Here is a 16,243-nt window from a genome sequence, read left to right on the forward strand (position 1 = left end):
GGTTCTTGGGAGCCGTGTGCCGCAATCGTGGAGAAGCGCATGCGCGATGACAAGCCGCGGCAGAGTTGTCGTTGTTCGAGCGGTCGGGCTTGGCGACCGGCTCAGCGCGCCGAGGCCGTCGCCGCGGATGCTGCCGGCTGAGTGATCGGCAATCGCCGCTTGGGTCCTCCGGCTACTTCCCCGCAATGCGCCGATGCACCCGCTCCAGGCTTTCCGCGAAGGCATCGAATGTTCCCCGCTCGGTCAGCTCGCGCAGCACCTGCTCGTTGATGCCGCCGCGCGTCGCATAGTCCTGCGCAAGATGCATGAAATCTTCGTCCGGCGCCGTATCCGGCGCATTGGCCAGCGCCTTGAAGATGCTGGTGATGTAGTCGCGTGCCCTGTCGCCCGAAACACCCTGGCTGCGCACCCAGGCGTGGATCGTGTCGAGATATTTGAAATAGCTGGCATAGGTCGCGGTGACGACGCTCAGCGCATCGAACTCGCTTTGGTCCTCGACCTCGATCACGCCGCCAAGCCTGCCGAAGAACGCCGCCGCGATCGGGTCCGGCGGGCAGATGATCGTCGCGCCCTGCAGCCGGGCGATCATCGGCATAGGCAGGGCTTTCGTCACCTGTGCCGCTGGCGCGACAAGCGCGGCGATCTCCTCGCGCGACACGGTGGCGATCAGGCTGACGACGTGATGGTCCGGCCGGAACCGCAGTTCCTTCAGCACCTCGCGCGCGATCTGCGGCCGCACCGCCAGCATCACGGTGTCGCAATCGTCGAGCACGGCCTGGTTGTCGGTAGCGATGCGCACGTCCGGACAACGCGCGGCAAGCTCGGCGGCGATCGCCTCGTTGCGCGGCGAGACCACCACCGGCGTCGTCTCCCCCGGCAGCGATTTCAGCCCCGCGACAATGGCCGAGCTCAACGCGCCCGTGCCGACAAAGCCAAGTTTCATGGAAGTTTTCGCCTCTGTTTCGGATAGCCGCCGACAATAGCGACGGTTCCGTTGCCGGCAAGGGAGGCCCGTCCGACTGCGCTGGCAAGGATTCCAACTGTTACGCGCAATTAAGGCCGGACTGATAGATTCCGGGGCATTCGATCGGGGGTGTGGCCATGAGCCAGCGCGCGTTCATCACTCTGCTCGTCCTGATGGCGGTGCTCGTGGCACTGTCGGCCACATCGTTCCTGGGCGCCATGATCGGCTTCCTGTTCGGCATCGCCATTGCCTTCTTCGTCGCCGGGCCGGTCATGCTGACCGGCAAGGTGCTCGAGAAAAACGGCATAGCGATATCCGGCCAGACAGCCCTGTGGGTGCTCGCCGGCTTTTATGCGCTGCTCATTCTCGCCGCTGCATTTCAGATCTGGCGCCGACTCCAGCGCAAAGAGCCCGACCAAGCGCGATCCGCGGGTGTGCGGCTGGCGCTGCTCGTCGCGCTGCCCGCGATGGCGTGGCTGTCGGTGAACGCTATGCAGGACGCCTGGCCGTGAGGCATCTAGGCTAGGTCGCAACAAACTGGCAGGATGGCTCGATCAACGCGATTGGGGCGATCGCATGACTTTGCTTCAATTTCCGGTCACCGGCGAACAGGTCTCGAACGATGAGACGGAAGAGGTCATCCGCGAGGCCGAACCGCATCGCGCCCTGGTACGTTACCGCCCCGATGGCGGCGAACTCTTCATCCATACGCGGGTGAACATGGCGCTGCTGCGAGCCGCCGCATCGCTGCCGATCCTGCGCCTGAAGCTCGCGCCGCGCGCAGACGAGTTGACGGCGCGAGACGCTCTGCTGACGCCCAAGGGATCGCAGCGAAGCTACGCTTTCCTCGAAAAGCTTTGCCAGGATCTGGCTGCCGCAAACTGCCCAGCCTGTTATATCGCCGAACAGCATGGCGCGGGCGGCCGCGATTTCTATTTTACCACCGAAGACATCGCCGGTTTCGAACAGATAGCTGGCAAGGCCGCCGAGGCGCTGGCCTTTCCGCTCACGCTGGAACAGCAGTCGCTTGCCGCGCTGGCGCCGCTCATCCTTCCCGCCGAGGCGATAGGCGACCTCCGGCTGGAAATCGCCGCGGATGCCCGCATCCGGCCGACACGCTTCGAGTTCTGGGGCGCCGAGCCTTCTCTGGCGAAGCTGCGCGCCGAACTTGAAAAGCGCGGCTACCGCTTCTTGAGTCTGGAGATAGTCTCGCGTGAGCTAAGGATGGCGAAGGACGTGCCGATCGACGGCGAGGGTTTCGGCTCCGTGCTGAAGGAAATCGTTCCGCTGGCAAGGTCGCTGCAATGCAGCTATCGCGGTACCGAGACCATCGAAGGCCACGAACAGTTCCTGCTTACCCGCCCCCTGCCCGAGCGCTACAGCGGCGCGCGCCCGGGGCTTTTCAGTCGTCTTTTCGGTCGCGGTTAGGCTGCCAGGTGGGCCGCCGCAGCGGCTTTACCGCTTCGGTCCGAAACCCGGATAAGGGTTGAGCGGCACGATGGCCGCGATGTCCATCATGCCTGCCTCGATCAGCGGCAGCGTGGCAAGGTGGCCGCGCACCTCCTTTTCGTCTGCCGCCTCGAACATCATGCCGCTGCCGGGAACGTCGCCGCGGTTCCAGATCTGGCGCACGGCGCCTTGGACGTAGAGCGTCTTGCGCTGTTCGGATTCGGGCGGCAGCAGCGGCGCGAAATCGGAATCGCCAAACTTCTGGGTGTTGCGGGTGAGCAGGGCAAAGAACTGCATGGCGATCTCCTTTGTGGCCGGTTGATGCTGGAAGGTATCGCGCCACATGATTAGACTGTCCAAGACTGATTAGGAAATAGTTGAGACTTCTCAGGACTGATCTTGGAGGTGAAGATGCTCGACCTGCGCCAGATCAGATATTTCGTGGCCGTGGCTGAGGCCGGCAATGTCGGCCGTGCCGCCGAGCAGTTGCACATCTCGCAATCGCCCTTGAGCCGGCAGATCATCCAACTCGAGGAACAGCTCGGTGTCGCCTTGTTCGAGCGGGCGAGGCAGCGTGTCCACCTCAATGCCGAAGGCAGGGCCTTTCTTGCCGAAGCCCGAGCGCTGCTTGCCAATGCTGCGCGGCTGGAAGAGCTCGGCCGCAACCTTGCCAGCGGCGCCACAGGCAGCTTGGCCATCGGCTATGTGGAGGGCGCGGTGCATTCCGGATTGGTCGCGGACATGCTGCGGGATTTCCGCCGCGCGCGGCCGGATTTTCATCTGCAGTTGCGCAGCCGGCGGACGGCTGCGCAATTCGAAGATCTGAGGCAGCGCGTCCTCGACCTCGGTTTCGTCTATGCGCCGGCGCCGCAAGGCGATCCGGATATCGAGAGCATATTGGTGCGGCGCGAACCGCTGGTGCTTGCAATACCGGAAGGCGATCCGCTCGCCGCTGTCGCCGACATCGCGCCCGGCCATCTCAACGGCCGCGTTTGGATCACAGTCGTGCGCCAGCCCGGCGACACCAACCGCGCGCAATTCCTGGCGGCCTGCGCCGAATCCGGTTTCATGCCCGATATCGCCTATGAGACGGCCGATCCCTTGACCTCGCTTGGCCTTGTCAGCGCCGGGCTAGGCCTGGCGACGGTACAGGAAAGCCTGCGCTCGACCGCGCCGCCCGGCATCGTTTTCCGCGACCTGCCCTGGTTCAAACGCAGTGTGTCGATCCATCTGGCATGGCGGCGGAATGATGGAAGGGCGGTGGTTGGGGATTTGAGACGAACCGTAGGACAGTAGGGCAACGGTACGTCAATTCCAGGCATGCTCCAATGGGGCGGAAAGGTGCATTCTGGACATGATTTTGGCGCGATTGAGCGAGTCGATTTGACCAGAAGGTCGGCCCCACCGGACGCGGGGCATGGAGTCCGGGCTTAGCTAGGTATTATAAGGAAGGCCGTTCGGCCGATTTCGGGTTAGGCCATGAATAACGCTGTCCGACTTTTTGGTGCTATTGCGGTTCGTCCCGCCGTGGTTGCACTCATATCCCAGTTCGAAAAGGCCACAGGATTCACAGTAGCGGCCAAGTGGGAGCTCAATCCGACAGTAAAAAAGCAGATTGAGGCTGGGGAACCTTTTGACCTTGTCATCACCAATCCGAACCTGATCCAGGGTCTGGTCGTCTCGGGAAAGGTCAAGGCCGGAAGCCAGGCGGCGTTCGGACGGGTAGCAATGGGGGTGGCGGCCAAGGCAGGCAGTCGACAGCCCGACATTGGGTCCGTGGAAACATTCGAAAATGCGTTGAAGAGCGCCAGATCAGTCGCCTACGCCAGCGAAGGGACCAGCGGTGGCTACTTCTTCGATTTGCTGGAACGCTTGGGAATAGCAGATGAGGTGAAGCCTAAGCTGGTTGCCATATCGGGAGGGCAGACAGCAGCGGCCGTAGGCCGTGGGGAAGCTGAGTTGGGGGTCATTCCCGTGACTTCGATTCTCGCCGCCGCTCCCGAGGTCACGCTTGTCGGTCTGTTTCCGACGGAACTCGAAAGTTACGTTGAATCGCCATTGGCCTCAGTACCGATCCAACGCGTGCAGAAGCCGCCAAGCAGCTATCAGGATTTCTGACGTCGATGGCCGTTGACGACATCTTGGCTGCAAAGGGCGTCGAGCGCCGCTAAGCGCGCCCTTACATCTTGTCGATCACCGACTGCACCCCTTCAGTCGGCGCGTCGACCGACGAGCCCGCCACCATGATGGCGGCGACGATCGCTTCCGGGTCGTCAACCACCAGCGGCTTCACCTTATGCGCGGTGTGGATGAAGCCTTCCTCGGACATATGCTCGATCAGCGTCAGCATCGGGTCCCAGAAACCTTTGACGTTGGCGAAGACGATCGGCTTGCGGTGGTGGCCGAGCTGCGCCCAGGTCATGATCTCGACGATCTCCTCGACCGTGCCGATGCCGCCCGGCAGCGCCACAAAGGCGTCGGATTTCTCGAACATGCTATGCTTGCGCTCGTGCATATTGTCGGTGATCAAGAGTTCGTCGAGCTTGTCGAGCGCGGTCTCGGTCGCCTCCTTGTTGATCAGGAAGCGCGGGATGATGCCGGTGACCTTGCCGCCGGCCTTGAGCGCGCCGTCGGCGACAGCGCCCATGATGCCCTTGGTGCCGCCGCCATAGATGAGGCGCAACCCGGATTTGGCAAGCGAGCGGCCAAGTGTGTGGCCGGCCTTGATATAGGCCTCGTCGCGGCCCGGAGACGAGCCGCAATAGACGCAGACGGATCGAATCGTGTTCATGGCGATGATTGGTGATGGGGACGGTCGGCCGGGTCAAGCCCGCGGACGGGCTTTTTCTTGTCGGACTCGGGAAAACACGCTAGACCGGGCGTTAGGTGGCTAAGGGGGCAATACGGAATTATGGCGATCAATCCTTCTAAGGCGTTTTTGTTCGCGGCGGGTGGCGTTGTCGCCGTCGCGGCAGTCGCCTACGGCTCGGGCGCGCTCGATCCTTACATCAACGACCAGAAGCCGGCGCAGGTCGCGACGCTGCCGCAGACCGATGCGAAATCGGCTGAATCCTCGAGCACCGGCACAGAGGCGCGCGTGCCCCAGGCTCCGGCAAACACAATGGCTCCGGCGAACACGATGGCGCCAGCCAACACCATGGCGCCCGCCAATAAGATGGCGCCGGCCAACAACGCCATGGCGCCGGCCGCCCAGGCGCCCGCCGCCGGCCCGACATTGCCGACCTTCGATGTCGTGCGGGTCGAGGGCAATGGCTCGATCGTTGTCGCCGGCAGCGCCGCGCCCAACGCCAAAGTCGAGATCTTGAATGGCGGCACGGTGCTCGGCTCGACCGAGTCCGGACCCGACGGCGCCTTCGCCATCGTGCTCGACGATCCGCTGAAGCCCGGCGACTATACGATCACGCTGCGCCAGACGGTTGGCGGCATTGCCGTTGCCTCGGCCCAGACCGCCGTCGTGTCGGTGCCGCAGAGCCCGACCGGCCAGGTGCTGGCCATGGTCGAGGAGCCAGGCAAGGCCTCGCAACTGATCACCGTTCCTGAGACCGAGAGCAAGCCGGCGGCGCCGGCCGCGACCGATCAGGCAGCGGCGCCTGCGACCCAAGCTCCGGCAACGACCGCGCCGGCGGCATCGGACACGGCCTCGGCGCCGGCCGCGACCGCGTCGGCCGCCGCAGACCAGGCGACGGCGCCGGCTGCGGCCGCCGCGGCGGAGCCCAAGATCGCGGTCGAAGCGGTCGAAATCGACGGCAGCAAGATCTTCGTCGCCGGCACGGCCGATCCCGGCCGCAAGGTGCGCGCCTATGCCGACGCCATCCTGCTCGGCGACGCCAAGACTTCGGCCGACGGGCATTTCCTGATCGAAGCGACGCGCGACATTCCGGTCGGCAGCTACACTATCCATGTCGACGGCCTGGACAATGACGGCGTTAAGGTCGTCGCCCGCGCTGTCGTCCCGTTCGAGCGCGAGGCCGGCGCGTCGGTCGCCGCCGTCGCCCCAAGCAAGACAAAGCCAGCCGAGACCAAGCCGGCCGAGACCAAGACCGCCGAAACCACGACCGACACAGCAACGGCCGAAGCGGCCAAGCCGGCCCCGGCCGCCGGGGGCGCCGCCAAGGTTGCCGAGGCGACGCCCTCGTCCGACGTGCCCGAAACGGTCGCGCCAAAGCTCGAACATGCCGACAGCTCCGTCATCATCCGCCGCAACGACACGCTGTGGCGCATCTCGCGCCGCGTCTACGGCTATGGCACGCGCTTCTCGACGATCTATCTGGCCAACAAGGACCAGATCCGCGATCCCGATCGCATCTGGCCGGGCCAGGTGTTCAAGGTGCCGTCGACTTCGAAGGAAGGCGAGGCCGCCGACATGAAGGCCATGGGCGAGCAGATGACAGCCGCGCCGGCGAAGACGGAGTAGGCGATTAGCTGATCTCCCCCACAAGGGGAGATCACGCTGCTACCCATGCGCCTAGCTTGCCCTCTCACCGTTCATCGTCTATCGCCGATGAACGATGTCCGAATCCTCCGAGACCCGCTGCACCGAAAACCGCGCCATTGCCGCGCGGCTGGCGGCGCTGTCACATCCGGCGCGCATCGAGATCCTGAAACATCTCTCGGCCAGCCGCTGCTGCTCCTGCCGTGAGGTGGTCGATCACCTTGATCTCGCACAGTCGACCGTTTCGCAGCATCTGAAGATCCTGGTCGAGGCCGGGCTCGTCCGCTTCGAGGCCGACCGCCAGCGCTCGCGCTACGCGGTCGACCACGCCGCGCTTGCGGGCGTCTCCGCTTCGCTCATCCAGCTCGTCAACTCCTGCTGCCCCAGCCTCTCACCCATAAGGCAAGACTAGTGGCCGAAAAGACCGTATCCGCCGAAGCCGGCACCCTCACCACTTTGCGCAATCTGTGGCCCTATATGTGGCCGGCCGACCGCGCCGATCTCAGAGCCCGCGTCACCTGGGCGACGCTGCTTCTGGTCGTCGCCAAGGTCACATTGGTCGCCGGCCCCTATTTCTTCAAATGGGCGACCGATGCGCTGGCCCATGGCTCGAAGACACCGCCGCCGCTGCCATCCTTCCTGCTGGCGCCGGTGGCGCTGGTCATCGCCTATAACGTGCTGCGCCTGATCCAGCTCGGCTTCAACCAGCTGCGCGACGCGCTGTTCGCCCGTGTCGGCCAGTATGCGGTGCGCCAGCTCGCCTTCCGCACCTTCGTCCACATGCATCAGCTGTCGCTGCGCTTCCATCTCGAGCGCCGCACCGGCGGCCTGTCGCGCATCATCGAGCGCGGCACCAAGGGCATCGAGACCATCGTGCGCTTCATCATGCTGAACACGGCGCCGACCATCCTCGAATTCGCGCTGACGGCCGGCATATTTGCCTTCACCTATGGCTGGAAATACGTCGCCGTGGTCGCCGTCACCGTCAGCCTCTATGTCTGGTTCACCGTCAAGGCGAGCGACTGGCGCATCTCGATCCGCCGCGACATGAACGACAGCGACACCGACGCCAACACCAAGGCGATCGACTCGCTGCTCAACTTCGAGACGGTCAAATATTTCACCAATGAGCACATGGAGGCCGAGCGCTTCGACCGCTCGATGGCACGCTACGAGCTCGCCGCGACGAAAACCTGGACCTCGCTCGGCTGGCTGAATTTCGGCCAGGGCCTCATCTTCGGCCTCGGCACGGTCATCGTCATGTGCATGTCGGCGCTGGAGGTGCAGGCCGGCAGGCAGACGGTGGGCGACTTCGTCTTCATCAACGCCATGCTGATCCAGCTTTCGGTGCCGCTCAATTTCATCGGCTTCATCTACCGCGAAATAAGGCAGGGGTTGACCGATATCGAGCATATGTTCGACCTGCTCGACGTGCCCCAGGAGATCGTCGACAAGCCGGATGCCAGGCCTTTGAAGGTCGGGCCCGGCAAGGTCGAATTCCGCGACGTCCATTTCTCCTATGACCCCAGCCGCAAGATCCTGAAAGGCGTCTCCTTCGAGGTGCCGGCCGGCAAGACCGTGGCCATCGTCGGCCCGTCCGGCGCCGGCAAGTCGACCATCTCCCGGCTGCTGTTCCGTTTCTATGACGTTCAGGGCGGCCAGGTGCTGATCGACGGCCAGGACATCCGCGACGTCACGCAGGAGAGCCTGCGGGCGGTGCTTGGCATGGTGCCGCAGGACACCGTGCTGTTCAACGATACCATCGCCTACAACATACGCTACGGTCGCGTCGGCGCCGGCGAGGAGGAGGTGCGCAAAGCGGCCGAGCTCGCCCAGATCGGCCCGTTCATCCAAAAGCTGCCCGAGGGCTACAAGTCGATGGTCGGCGAGCGCGGGCTGAAATTGTCGGGCGGCGAGAAGCAGCGCGTGGCGATCGCCCGCACCATCCTCAAGGCGCCGCCGATCCTGATGCTGGACGAGGCGACCTCGGCGCTGGACACCCAGACCGAGCAGGAGATCCAGGCAGCGCTCGACCTGGTCAGCAAGGGCCGCACCACGATCGTGATTGCCCACCGGCTGTCGACGGTGATTTCGGCCGACGAGATCATCGTGCTGAAGGACGGCCAGATCGCCGAGCGCGGCACCCATGCGGCGCTGCTTGCCAAGCACGGCCTCTACGCCTCGATGTGGGACCGCCAGCGCGAGGCAACCGAAGCCGAAGAGCGCCTGCGCATTGCGCGCGAGGGCGACGAGCTTGGGGTGATTGTGAGGAGAAGGACGTCGGAGGTGAGCTAGCGCCTGTTCCCCTTCTCCCCCTGTGGGAGAAGGTGGCCTCGCGAAGCGAGGTCGGATGAGGGGTGTTGGAAGGATCGCCGCACGACAAGACTAAGCGCTTGAAGCATCTATTCTTTTCTCGCCTCATTCCTTCCAGCACCCCTCATCCGTCTCGGCGCTTCGCGCCGATCCACCTTCTCCCACAAGGGGAGAAGGGAAAGGCGCCAAAATCCCCCTTGACCTCAACCTATCTTGAGCTTGCAAACCAACCTCCGAGCCACCTGACAGGCAAACCTTCCAAATCGGAGATGGATGAAAATGAGCACCAACAATCACCGCACCGGTAGCGTGTTCCGGGTCGACAAATTCGTCGTGCCGGCGCAAGCGCGCGACGAAATCCTCAGCAAGGCCAGGATGACGCATGAATTGCTGCGCCAGCAGGAGGGTTTTGTGCAGGACTTCCTGCTCGAGCAATTCTCCGGCCCCGGCGAGTTCAACCTTGTCACCATGGTCGAATGGGAAAGCCAGGCCGCGGTCGACAAGGTGGTGCCGATCGTCAAGGCAGCGCACGAGCGCATCGCCTTCAGCGCGCAGGAAACGATCGCCCGCCTCGGCGTCAAGGCCGACATAGCCAACTATCGGCGCGTGCCCGAACTATAGGAAGGCCACCCGGCTCCGGGCACCGAAACAGCGGCGCTCAGCACCTGGCCGGTGCGGGCGTCGCTCACCATGTTTTCGAACCCACGCCATTCGGCGGCGGCGATGAACAACGTCCTGCCGTCGGAGCCGCCCAGCATGCAGGCAAAGCAGCCGCGATCGACCTCAACCCTGTCGATTTTCTCGCCGCCTTTGCGGACCCTCACACAGTGGCGGTTCGGCACGTCGGCATACCAGACACAGCCTTCGGCATCGATGCAGATCCCGTCGGGATAGTCGTTCCGGAGATCGGCCCAAACGCGACGGTTGGAAAGGCCCCCATCTTCGGCGATGTCGAAGGCGGTCAATCGGTTGGCGTGGGATTCGGCGACGATCAGCGTCTGATTGTCCGGCGTCACCGCCATGCCGTTGGCAAAGGCGATATCCTCGGCGACCTGCCGCACGCTGCCGTCCGCTGCGACCAGCACGATCGTGCCCGGTCCGAAATGCTCGCCCGGCGCCGGTGCCGGCCCGCCGCCATTGACATAGATGTTGCCGCGCCCATCGACGACGATTTCGTTCCAGGGGTTCTTCGACAGATGCCTCAGATCGGCATGGGTGACGAGCGTCCCGCCTGCCTCCTGCCTGAGCAGCAGGCCTTCCCGCCCCGAGACCACCAGAAGCCGGCCATCCGGCAACCAGTCGATCGAATAGGGCAGGACGGCCGGCACGGCAAGCATCACCTCGCTCCGGCCGTTTTCGTCCACCGCGACGATCTCGCCGGTGCCCCAGTTGCAGAGCCAGAGCCGGCCGTCATGCCAGCGCGGCGACTCGCCGAAGGCTAGGCCTTGTGTGACGACCTTGGCACTCATTGCAGACGGTTTCTGCGAAGGCATTGGCGGGCTCCTTGGGTGTCCTCTCGCCAAGGACGCGTGACGGAGCCGGGGTCCGACACCCGGAGCAAAATTTAGGCTTGCACGCCGGCGTTGCTGCCTCCCCCATTGTTGCGTTGCGGGGAGGGGGGCTTTCCGCTATTGAGGCGCAACCTGAAACAGGGACCGCCCCAAGCCCTATGACGCTTCTCGACTCGGTCAAGAATACGTTCGTTCCGATCCATCGCGAAGGCTACCCCTTCATCGCCGCCTTCGCCGCGGCGACGCTGTTCCTCGGCTACTTCTCCTCGGTCCTGTTCTGGATCGGACTGATCCTGACCGCATGGTGCATCTATTTCTACCGCGACCCCGAGCGCGTCACCCCGGTCGACGACCGGCTGGTGGTGAGCCCGGCCGATGGCGTGGTCTCGGCCGTCGGCCCCGCCGTGCCGCCGAGCGAGCTTGGGCTGGGCTCCGGCGAGATGACCCGGATCTCGGTGTTCATGAATGTGTTTTCGTGCCACATCAACCGCGCTCCGGTGCGCGGCCGGATCACGCGCATCGAGCACAAGCCCGGCAAATTCCTCAATGCCGAGCTCGACAAGGCAAGCGCGGAGAACGAGCGCAACGGCCTGGTCATCGACAGCCCGAACGGCACGATTGCCGCCGTACAGATCGCCGGCCTTGTGGCGCGCCGCATCGTCTGCTGGGCCGAGGCCGGCGGTACGATCGCGATAGGCGAGCGTTTCGGCCTGATCCGCTTCGGCTCGCGCGTCGACGTCTTCCTCCCGTCGGGCGCCGTGCCGCGCGTCGCGGTCGGACAGACGGCGGTCGGCGGCGAGACCGTGCTTGCCGAATTCGGTGGCACCGCGGTCACGCCCTTGGTCAGGGTTTCCTGAGCGTTGGGCGCGCCGTTCAAGAAATTCGAAGCCCATGCCAGCGGCGGCCCGCGCATCCGCGAGATCCCGATGCGCATGGTGCTGCCCAACCTGGTCACCGTGCTTGCCATCTGCGCCGGCCTATCCGGCATCCGCTTCGCCTTCGAGAACCGCTTCGAGATCGCTGTGGTCATGGTGTTGCTTGCCGCGTTCCTCGACGGCATCGACGGGCGACTGGCGCGCATGCTGAAGGCGACCTCGAAATTCGGCGCGCAGATGGATTCGCTGGCCGATATCGTCAATTTCGGCGTGGCGCCGGCCCTGGTGCTCTATGCCTTCCTGCTCGACCGCGCCGGCTCGCCAGGCTGGATCGCCGCACTTCTCTTCACCATCGCCTGCGGCATGCGGCTGGCCCGCTTCAACGTTCTGGCCGACGACGCCGAGCAGCCGGCCTGGCAGACCGAATATTTCGTCGGCGTGCCGGCCCCGGCGGGTGCTGTGCTGGTCATGCTGCCGCTCTATCTTTATTTCCTGCGGCTCGGCCTGGAGCCCAGCCGGCCGGCCGCCTTCGTCGCCACCGGCTTCACCGTGCTGGTCGCTTTCCTTCTGGTCAGCCGCCTGCCGGTCTATTCGGGCAAGAGCATCAAGGTGCCGGGCGACAGGGTGCTGCCGGTCATCCTCGGCGTCGTGCTCTACATCCTCTTGCTGATGACCTATCCCTGGTACACGCTGACGGCTTCCGTCGCTGGGTACCTGCTTTTCCTGCCGTTGTCGGTGCGCGCCTATTCCAAGCGGGCCATGCGCGAAGGCGAGAAGGTGCCGCCGTCGGATATCGGGTAGCGCTGCGCCCTAGGCCGCCGCACTCAGCCCCAGCCGGTCGATCGCCAGCTTGCGCGCCGAGATGTAGTCCGTCTTGCCCGAGCCCAGCACCGGGATCTCTTCCACCTTGATGATGTCGTTGGGCACCATCAGCTCGGCCGCGCCGGCCTTCTTGCCGAACTGGCGCAGCTCCTCGGCATTGGCTTCGTCGGCGGTGGTGACCAGCACGATGCGCTCGCCGCGCCTCTTGTCGGGCACTGCCACCGCTGCGTGGCGCTCTTCCGGCCATAGCGACTGCACCAGCATCTCGACGGCGCCCAGCGACACCATCTCGCCGGCGATCTTGGCGAAGCGCTTGGCCCGCCCGCGTATGGTGATGAAGCCCTCGCGGTCGACCGAGACGATATCGCCGGTGTCGTGCCAGCCTTCCAGCCGCTGCAATTCGCCGGGACGGTCGGCGGTCATGTAGCCCATCATCATGTTCGGTCCGTCGAGCCACAGCCGGCCGCCCTCGGCGATGCCTTCGACCGGCTCCAGCTTCATGCGGATCGCCGGCAGCGGCCGCCCCACTGTGCCGTCGCGGCTGTGGATGGCGGTGTTCACCGCCACCACGGGCGCGGCCTCGGTCAGCCCGAAGCCTTCCACGATCGAGGCCTGGAAACGGTCGCGGTAGGTGCGCCGCGTTTCCGGCTTCACCGCTTCGGCGCCGGCCACGACGAAGCGCAAGCTGGAGAAGTCGCCGTCCTTGGCGGTGCGGGCGTAGTTGGCCAGAAAAGTGTCGGTGCCGAACATCACGGTCGGCTTCACCTTGCGGGCGATCTCTGGGATGATCTTGTAGTGCAGCGGCGAGGGGTAGAGGAACAGCTTAACGCCCAGCACCAACGGCAGGATGGTGCCGCCGGTCAACCCGAAGGAATGGAACACCGGCAGCACGTTGAGCAGGATGTCGGCCGGCGAGACGGAGACGCGCGCCTCGGCCTGCATGACATTGGCAAGCAGGTTGCGGTTCGACAGCACCACCGCCTTCGGCGTGCCTTCCGAGCCGGAGGTGAACAGGATGACAGCGGGCTTCGGGGCTTGCTGCCGCTGCAGTGGCAAACGCCACAGAAGCGCGGCGGCAACCTTGTCCAGGGTCGTCACATTGGCGCGCACATCTTCCAGCCACAGCATCTTGGCGCCACCCGCCTCGACCGCTGCGACGATGTCGTCGATGCCGGCCTTTTCGATGAACGCGCGGGACGAGATCACGGTGCGGATCACAGCGGTGCGGACCGCCGCGGTCACGCTCGCCGGGCCGGCGGTGTAGTTGATCATCGCCGCCACGCGGGCCGCGGAGATCACGCCGACGAAGGTAAGCACCACGCCATTGGCATTGGGCAGCAGCACGCCGACTGCTTCGCCGGGCGCGGTCACCGCCTCGAAATGGCGGCCGAGCACGCGCGCGCCGATGAACAGCTTGCGGCAGCTGAGCGAACCGGAAATCACATCCTCGATGATCGGGCGCGAAGGGCCGATGCGGTCGGCGGCGTCGCGCATGGCGAGGAAGAGCCCGCGATCGAGATTGGTGCCGTAAAGCCGCGCCTCGGCGAACCGGTCGAACAGCGCGTTGGTGTTGGATGCCATGTCGGGGTTGCGCGCCACCAGCTCGGCGATGGTCATCGGCTCCAGCACACTCATCGAAAGCCGCGGGAACCAGTGGCGCGGCGCTTTTTCCTTCGGCGTCAGCGACACCGGCAGGTCACGCGTGCCGGCAACGAAGATCGGCACGATGCGTGCGTCGGCCTGCATGGCGATGCGGGTGATGGCACGAAATAGCCTGAAGGACTTGACGTCCGGCTCGACATTGTCCGGCAGATAGACGGCAAGCCGCCCCTTGCCCTTCAGCACACGCACCAGCCGGCGGCTGACGAAGATATGCTCGGCGTTGAAGGCGATGGTACGCGCAAGCTCGCGCCACGGCTCCAGCCAGGGCGAGCGCGCCGAAGCCTCGTCCAGGATATGCAGCGTGTCGTCGGGAAGCAGCGACAGCATCAGCGCCGGCTCGATGCGTGACTGGTGCCAGACGACATAGATGACCGGCGTCTTGGCGCTGCGGGCGATGCGCATGCGATTGTCGGCGATGCGGTAGGCGAGCTTGAACGGCACATAGAGCAGCGCCTGGGTGAAGCGCAGGTCGAGCCGGAACCGCTCGATCACGGCAATCAGCAGCCAGGCAAAGACAAGGCCCGCCAGCAGCGCCAGGGTCAGGATCATGCCGCTCTCTCCCAGTCTCCTCCAGGGCGCGGCTCTTGAGCGACCGCTTCGGTGGCAGAGGGTAGCGGAAGTGCGGGCAAGGTCAATGCGGGGTCGGAGAGCTTTCCCTTCTCCCCTTGTGGGAGAAGGTGGATCGGCGCGCAGCGCCGAGACGGATGAGGGGGGTTGGAAGAAATGAGGCGCTGGAAAATCCAGCTCTTGAGGCGCTTAGCTTGCGACGCCGCGCTCCGTCCAACACCCCTCATCCGACCGAGCTTCGCTCGGCCACCTTCTCCCACAAGGGGAGAAGGGGAAGACGGCGCTACGCCGCCTTCAACCTCCCACTGATGAACCGGAACTCCTGGCTTTTGCCGCCATAGCCATAGGCCGCCGCCGGCACTTCGTGCACCAAGGCGTAGCTTTCCTCATGCACGCCGTTAAGCAGCCGGCCGAAGGCCCCGAAGATCGCCTTGAGATAGGCTTCGAGCTCGAGCTTTGTGTTGGTGCCGTCGACGACCTTGATGTCGAGCCAAAACGTGTTGGTACCGTGCTCGGCCAGCGACTTGCCGCCGGCGAACCAGTGCTGCGGATCGATGTAGTTGACGGCGACCGCGGTGATCGTCGGATCCTTGTGCAACAGTTTCGCCGTGATATCGGTGGCCTCCCTGGCGATTGCGGCGGACAGCTTGGCGTCCGGCTTGCCGGTGACGCTGATATTGATGATCGGCATTTTTTATCCTCCGAGTTGGGCGCCTCGCGCCGTCGATGGGAGGACCATGCCATCGGCATAGCATCAATAAAATCGAATTGTTTTTGATAAATAGTTCGATAGCATTGAAGTATGGAAACGCTCGATCCGGATCTTCTGACTGCGCAGATGCAGCGGCTGGAGGAGATCGTCGGCGAGCCGCTGCTCATTCCGCAGGGCAGGGGACGCGGGCTGACGCCGGCCGGCGAAGATCTTGTCGGCCATGCGCGGCGCATCCTTGCCGTCCACACCGAGGCCTGGCTGGCGCTGAAGGGCGCGCGCGCCGGCGGCCGCATCGCCATCGGCACGACGCAGGATTTCGCCGATCAAGGGCTGCCGGACCTGCTCCGGGCCTTCGCTGCCAGCCACCCGCGCGTCAGGGTCGAGCTGCGCGTTGGCCGCTCCCTGGAGCTCGGGTCGGCGTTGCAGGCAGGCCAGCTCGACCTCGCGATCACCATGCGCCATGCCCCGTCGCCGGATGAAGCGGCCCTGATCAGCGAGCCGATGCTGTGGCTCTGCTCGGAAAAAGGCCTGGCGGCGCGACAGGAGGTGGTGCCGCTGGCGCTGCTCGATCCCTATTGCGGCTTCCGCGAGGCCGCGCTCAATGCGCTCGACGCCGCCGGCCGCCGCTACCGTATCGCCGCCGGCAGCGCCAGCCTTGCCGGCCTGCGCAGTGCGGTCAACGCCGGCATCGCGCTGACGCCGCGCACCCGGCGCTTCGTCCATTCGGGCATCGTCGAGGTATCTGCCGATTTCGACCTCCCGCCGCTGCCGATGGCCGATTTCGTCATCCGGCTCGGCCGCGAAGCCGCCCGCCCGGCGCGGGACCTGGCGGAGCTGCTTGCCGGCGGCCTGGCCCTTCCGTCCTGAGGCCGGTCGCCCAAAGAAAAAGCCGACCTTTTTTGAGGGTCGGCTTCT

General features: G+C 64.9%; 17 protein-coding genes and 1 pseudogene. 11 read left to right on the forward strand and 7 right to left on the reverse strand.

All coding sequences use genetic code 11. The annotated features are described in order from the left end of the window. Positions 1-172 precede the first annotated feature (172 nt). Positions 173-943: a pyrroline-5-carboxylate reductase gene (locus LB523_RS17910; RefSeq protein ID WP_224544106.1), complete on the reverse strand. Its 771-nt coding sequence runs from the start codon at positions 941-943 to the stop codon at positions 173-175. Between the two features lie 158 nt (positions 944-1,101). Between LB523_RS17910 and LB523_RS17915 the strand changes: the two genes are divergently transcribed. Beyond that, positions 1,102-1,476 carry a hypothetical protein gene (locus LB523_RS17915; RefSeq protein WP_224544105.1) on the forward strand — a complete coding sequence of 125 codons (375 nt, stop codon included), beginning with the start codon at positions 1,102-1,104 and terminating at the stop codon, positions 1,474-1,476. A 10-nt stretch (positions 1,477-1,486) separates the two neighbouring features. Here the strand turns inward: LB523_RS17915 and LB523_RS17920 are convergent, their stop codons facing one another. Then, on the reverse strand, positions 1,487-1,672 hold the full coding sequence (locus LB523_RS17920; protein ID WP_224605436.1) for a hypothetical protein: 186 nt from the start codon (positions 1,670-1,672) through the stop codon (positions 1,487-1,489). A 6-nt stretch (positions 1,673-1,678) separates the two neighbouring features. Between LB523_RS17920 and LB523_RS17925 the strand changes: the two genes are divergently transcribed. Beyond that, a complete protein-coding gene (locus LB523_RS17925; RefSeq protein ID WP_224605439.1) occupies positions 1,679-2,392 on the forward strand; it encodes a hypothetical protein in 714 nt (237 codons plus the stop codon). Between the two features lie 27 nt (positions 2,393-2,419). On the opposite strand, the gene LB523_RS17930 is transcribed toward LB523_RS17925, so the two are convergent. Next, positions 2,420-2,710 (reverse strand): muconolactone Delta-isomerase family protein, encoded by a 291-nt coding sequence (locus LB523_RS17930; protein WP_224605453.1) that lies wholly within the window; start codon positions 2,708-2,710, stop codon positions 2,420-2,422. 114 nt (positions 2,711-2,824) lie between these two features. On the opposite strand from LB523_RS17930, the gene LB523_RS17935 reads away from it, so the two are divergent. Further along, entirely contained in the window at positions 2,825-3,709 is an 885-nt protein-coding gene (locus tag LB523_RS17935) for a LysR family transcriptional regulator (protein WP_224605455.1), read from the forward strand. Between the two features lie 183 nt (positions 3,710-3,892). Further along, positions 3,893-4,584, forward strand: a pseudogene (modA, locus tag LB523_RS17940) (molybdate ABC transporter substrate-binding protein). An 8-nt stretch (positions 4,585-4,592) separates the two neighbouring features. Here the strand turns inward: modA and LB523_RS17945 are convergent. Continuing rightward, positions 4,593-5,204 (reverse strand): TIGR00730 family Rossman fold protein, encoded by a 612-nt coding sequence (locus LB523_RS17945; RefSeq protein ID WP_095766979.1) that lies wholly within the window; start codon positions 5,202-5,204, stop codon positions 4,593-4,595. Between the two features lie 120 nt (positions 5,205-5,324). Between LB523_RS17945 and LB523_RS17950 the strand changes: the two genes are divergently transcribed. From LB523_RS17950 to LB523_RS17965, 4 genes are all read left to right on the forward strand, one after another. Continuing rightward, a complete protein-coding gene (locus tag LB523_RS17950) occupies positions 5,325-6,848 on the forward strand; it encodes a LysM peptidoglycan-binding domain-containing protein (RefSeq protein ID WP_224605457.1) in 1,524 nt (507 codons plus the stop codon). 94 nt (positions 6,849-6,942) lie between these two features. Beyond that, a complete protein-coding gene (locus tag LB523_RS17955) occupies positions 6,943-7,278 on the forward strand; it encodes an ArsR/SmtB family transcription factor (RefSeq protein WP_224605468.1) in 336 nt (111 codons plus the stop codon). Next, positions 7,278-9,161, forward strand: a complete 1,884-nt coding sequence (locus LB523_RS17960) for an ABCB family ABC transporter ATP-binding protein/permease (RefSeq protein WP_095766982.1) — start codon at positions 7,278-7,280, stop codon at positions 9,159-9,161. The genes LB523_RS17955 and LB523_RS17960 overlap by 1 nt, the downstream gene beginning before the upstream one ends. 297 nt (positions 9,162-9,458) lie before the next feature. After that, positions 9,459-9,800, forward strand: a complete 342-nt coding sequence (locus LB523_RS17965; protein WP_224605471.1) for an antibiotic biosynthesis monooxygenase — start codon at positions 9,459-9,461, stop codon at positions 9,798-9,800. Here the strand turns inward: LB523_RS17965 and LB523_RS17970 are convergent. Then, on the reverse strand, positions 9,776-10,672 hold the full coding sequence (locus LB523_RS17970) for an SMP-30/gluconolactonase/LRE family protein (protein WP_224605473.1): 897 nt from the start codon (positions 10,670-10,672) through the stop codon (positions 9,776-9,778). The genes LB523_RS17965 and LB523_RS17970 overlap by 25 nt on opposite strands. A 137-nt stretch (positions 10,673-10,809) precedes the next feature. Between LB523_RS17970 and LB523_RS17975 the strand changes: the two genes are divergently transcribed. Together LB523_RS17975 and LB523_RS17980 are read left to right on the forward strand one after the other, a co-directional pair. Continuing rightward, the gene (locus tag LB523_RS17975) at positions 10,810-11,547 is read left to right on the forward strand and encodes a phosphatidylserine decarboxylase (RefSeq protein ID WP_318011980.1); all 738 of its coding nucleotides are present in this window, start codon (positions 10,810-10,812) and stop codon (positions 11,545-11,547) included. 3 nt (positions 11,548-11,550) lie between these two features. After that, positions 11,551-12,366 (forward strand): CDP-alcohol phosphatidyltransferase family protein, encoded by an 816-nt coding sequence (locus LB523_RS17980; RefSeq protein WP_411966475.1) that lies wholly within the window; start codon positions 11,551-11,553, stop codon positions 12,364-12,366. 9 nt (positions 12,367-12,375) lie between these two features. Here LB523_RS17980 and LB523_RS17985 read toward each other — a convergent pair whose 3' ends face one another. Together LB523_RS17985 and LB523_RS17990 are read right to left on the reverse strand one after the other, a co-directional pair. Next, positions 12,376-14,598 (reverse strand): AMP-binding protein, encoded by a 2,223-nt coding sequence (locus LB523_RS17985; protein WP_224605476.1) that lies wholly within the window; start codon positions 14,596-14,598, stop codon positions 12,376-12,378. Between the two features lie 301 nt (positions 14,599-14,899). Then, on the reverse strand, positions 14,900-15,307 hold the full coding sequence (locus tag LB523_RS17990) for a tautomerase family protein (RefSeq protein ID WP_224605481.1): 408 nt from the start codon (positions 15,305-15,307) through the stop codon (positions 14,900-14,902). A 111-nt stretch (positions 15,308-15,418) separates the two neighbouring features. Here LB523_RS17990 and LB523_RS17995 point away from each other — a divergent pair, with 111 nt between their 5' ends. After that, entirely contained in the window at positions 15,419-16,195 is a 777-nt protein-coding gene (locus tag LB523_RS17995) for a LysR substrate-binding domain-containing protein (protein WP_224605500.1), read from the forward strand. Positions 16,196-16,243 lie beyond the last annotated feature (48 nt).

This window comes from Mesorhizobium sp. ESP-6-4 (genome assembly GCF_020164735.1).
Classification (GTDB): domain Bacteria; phylum Pseudomonadota; class Alphaproteobacteria; order Rhizobiales; family Rhizobiaceae; genus Mesorhizobium.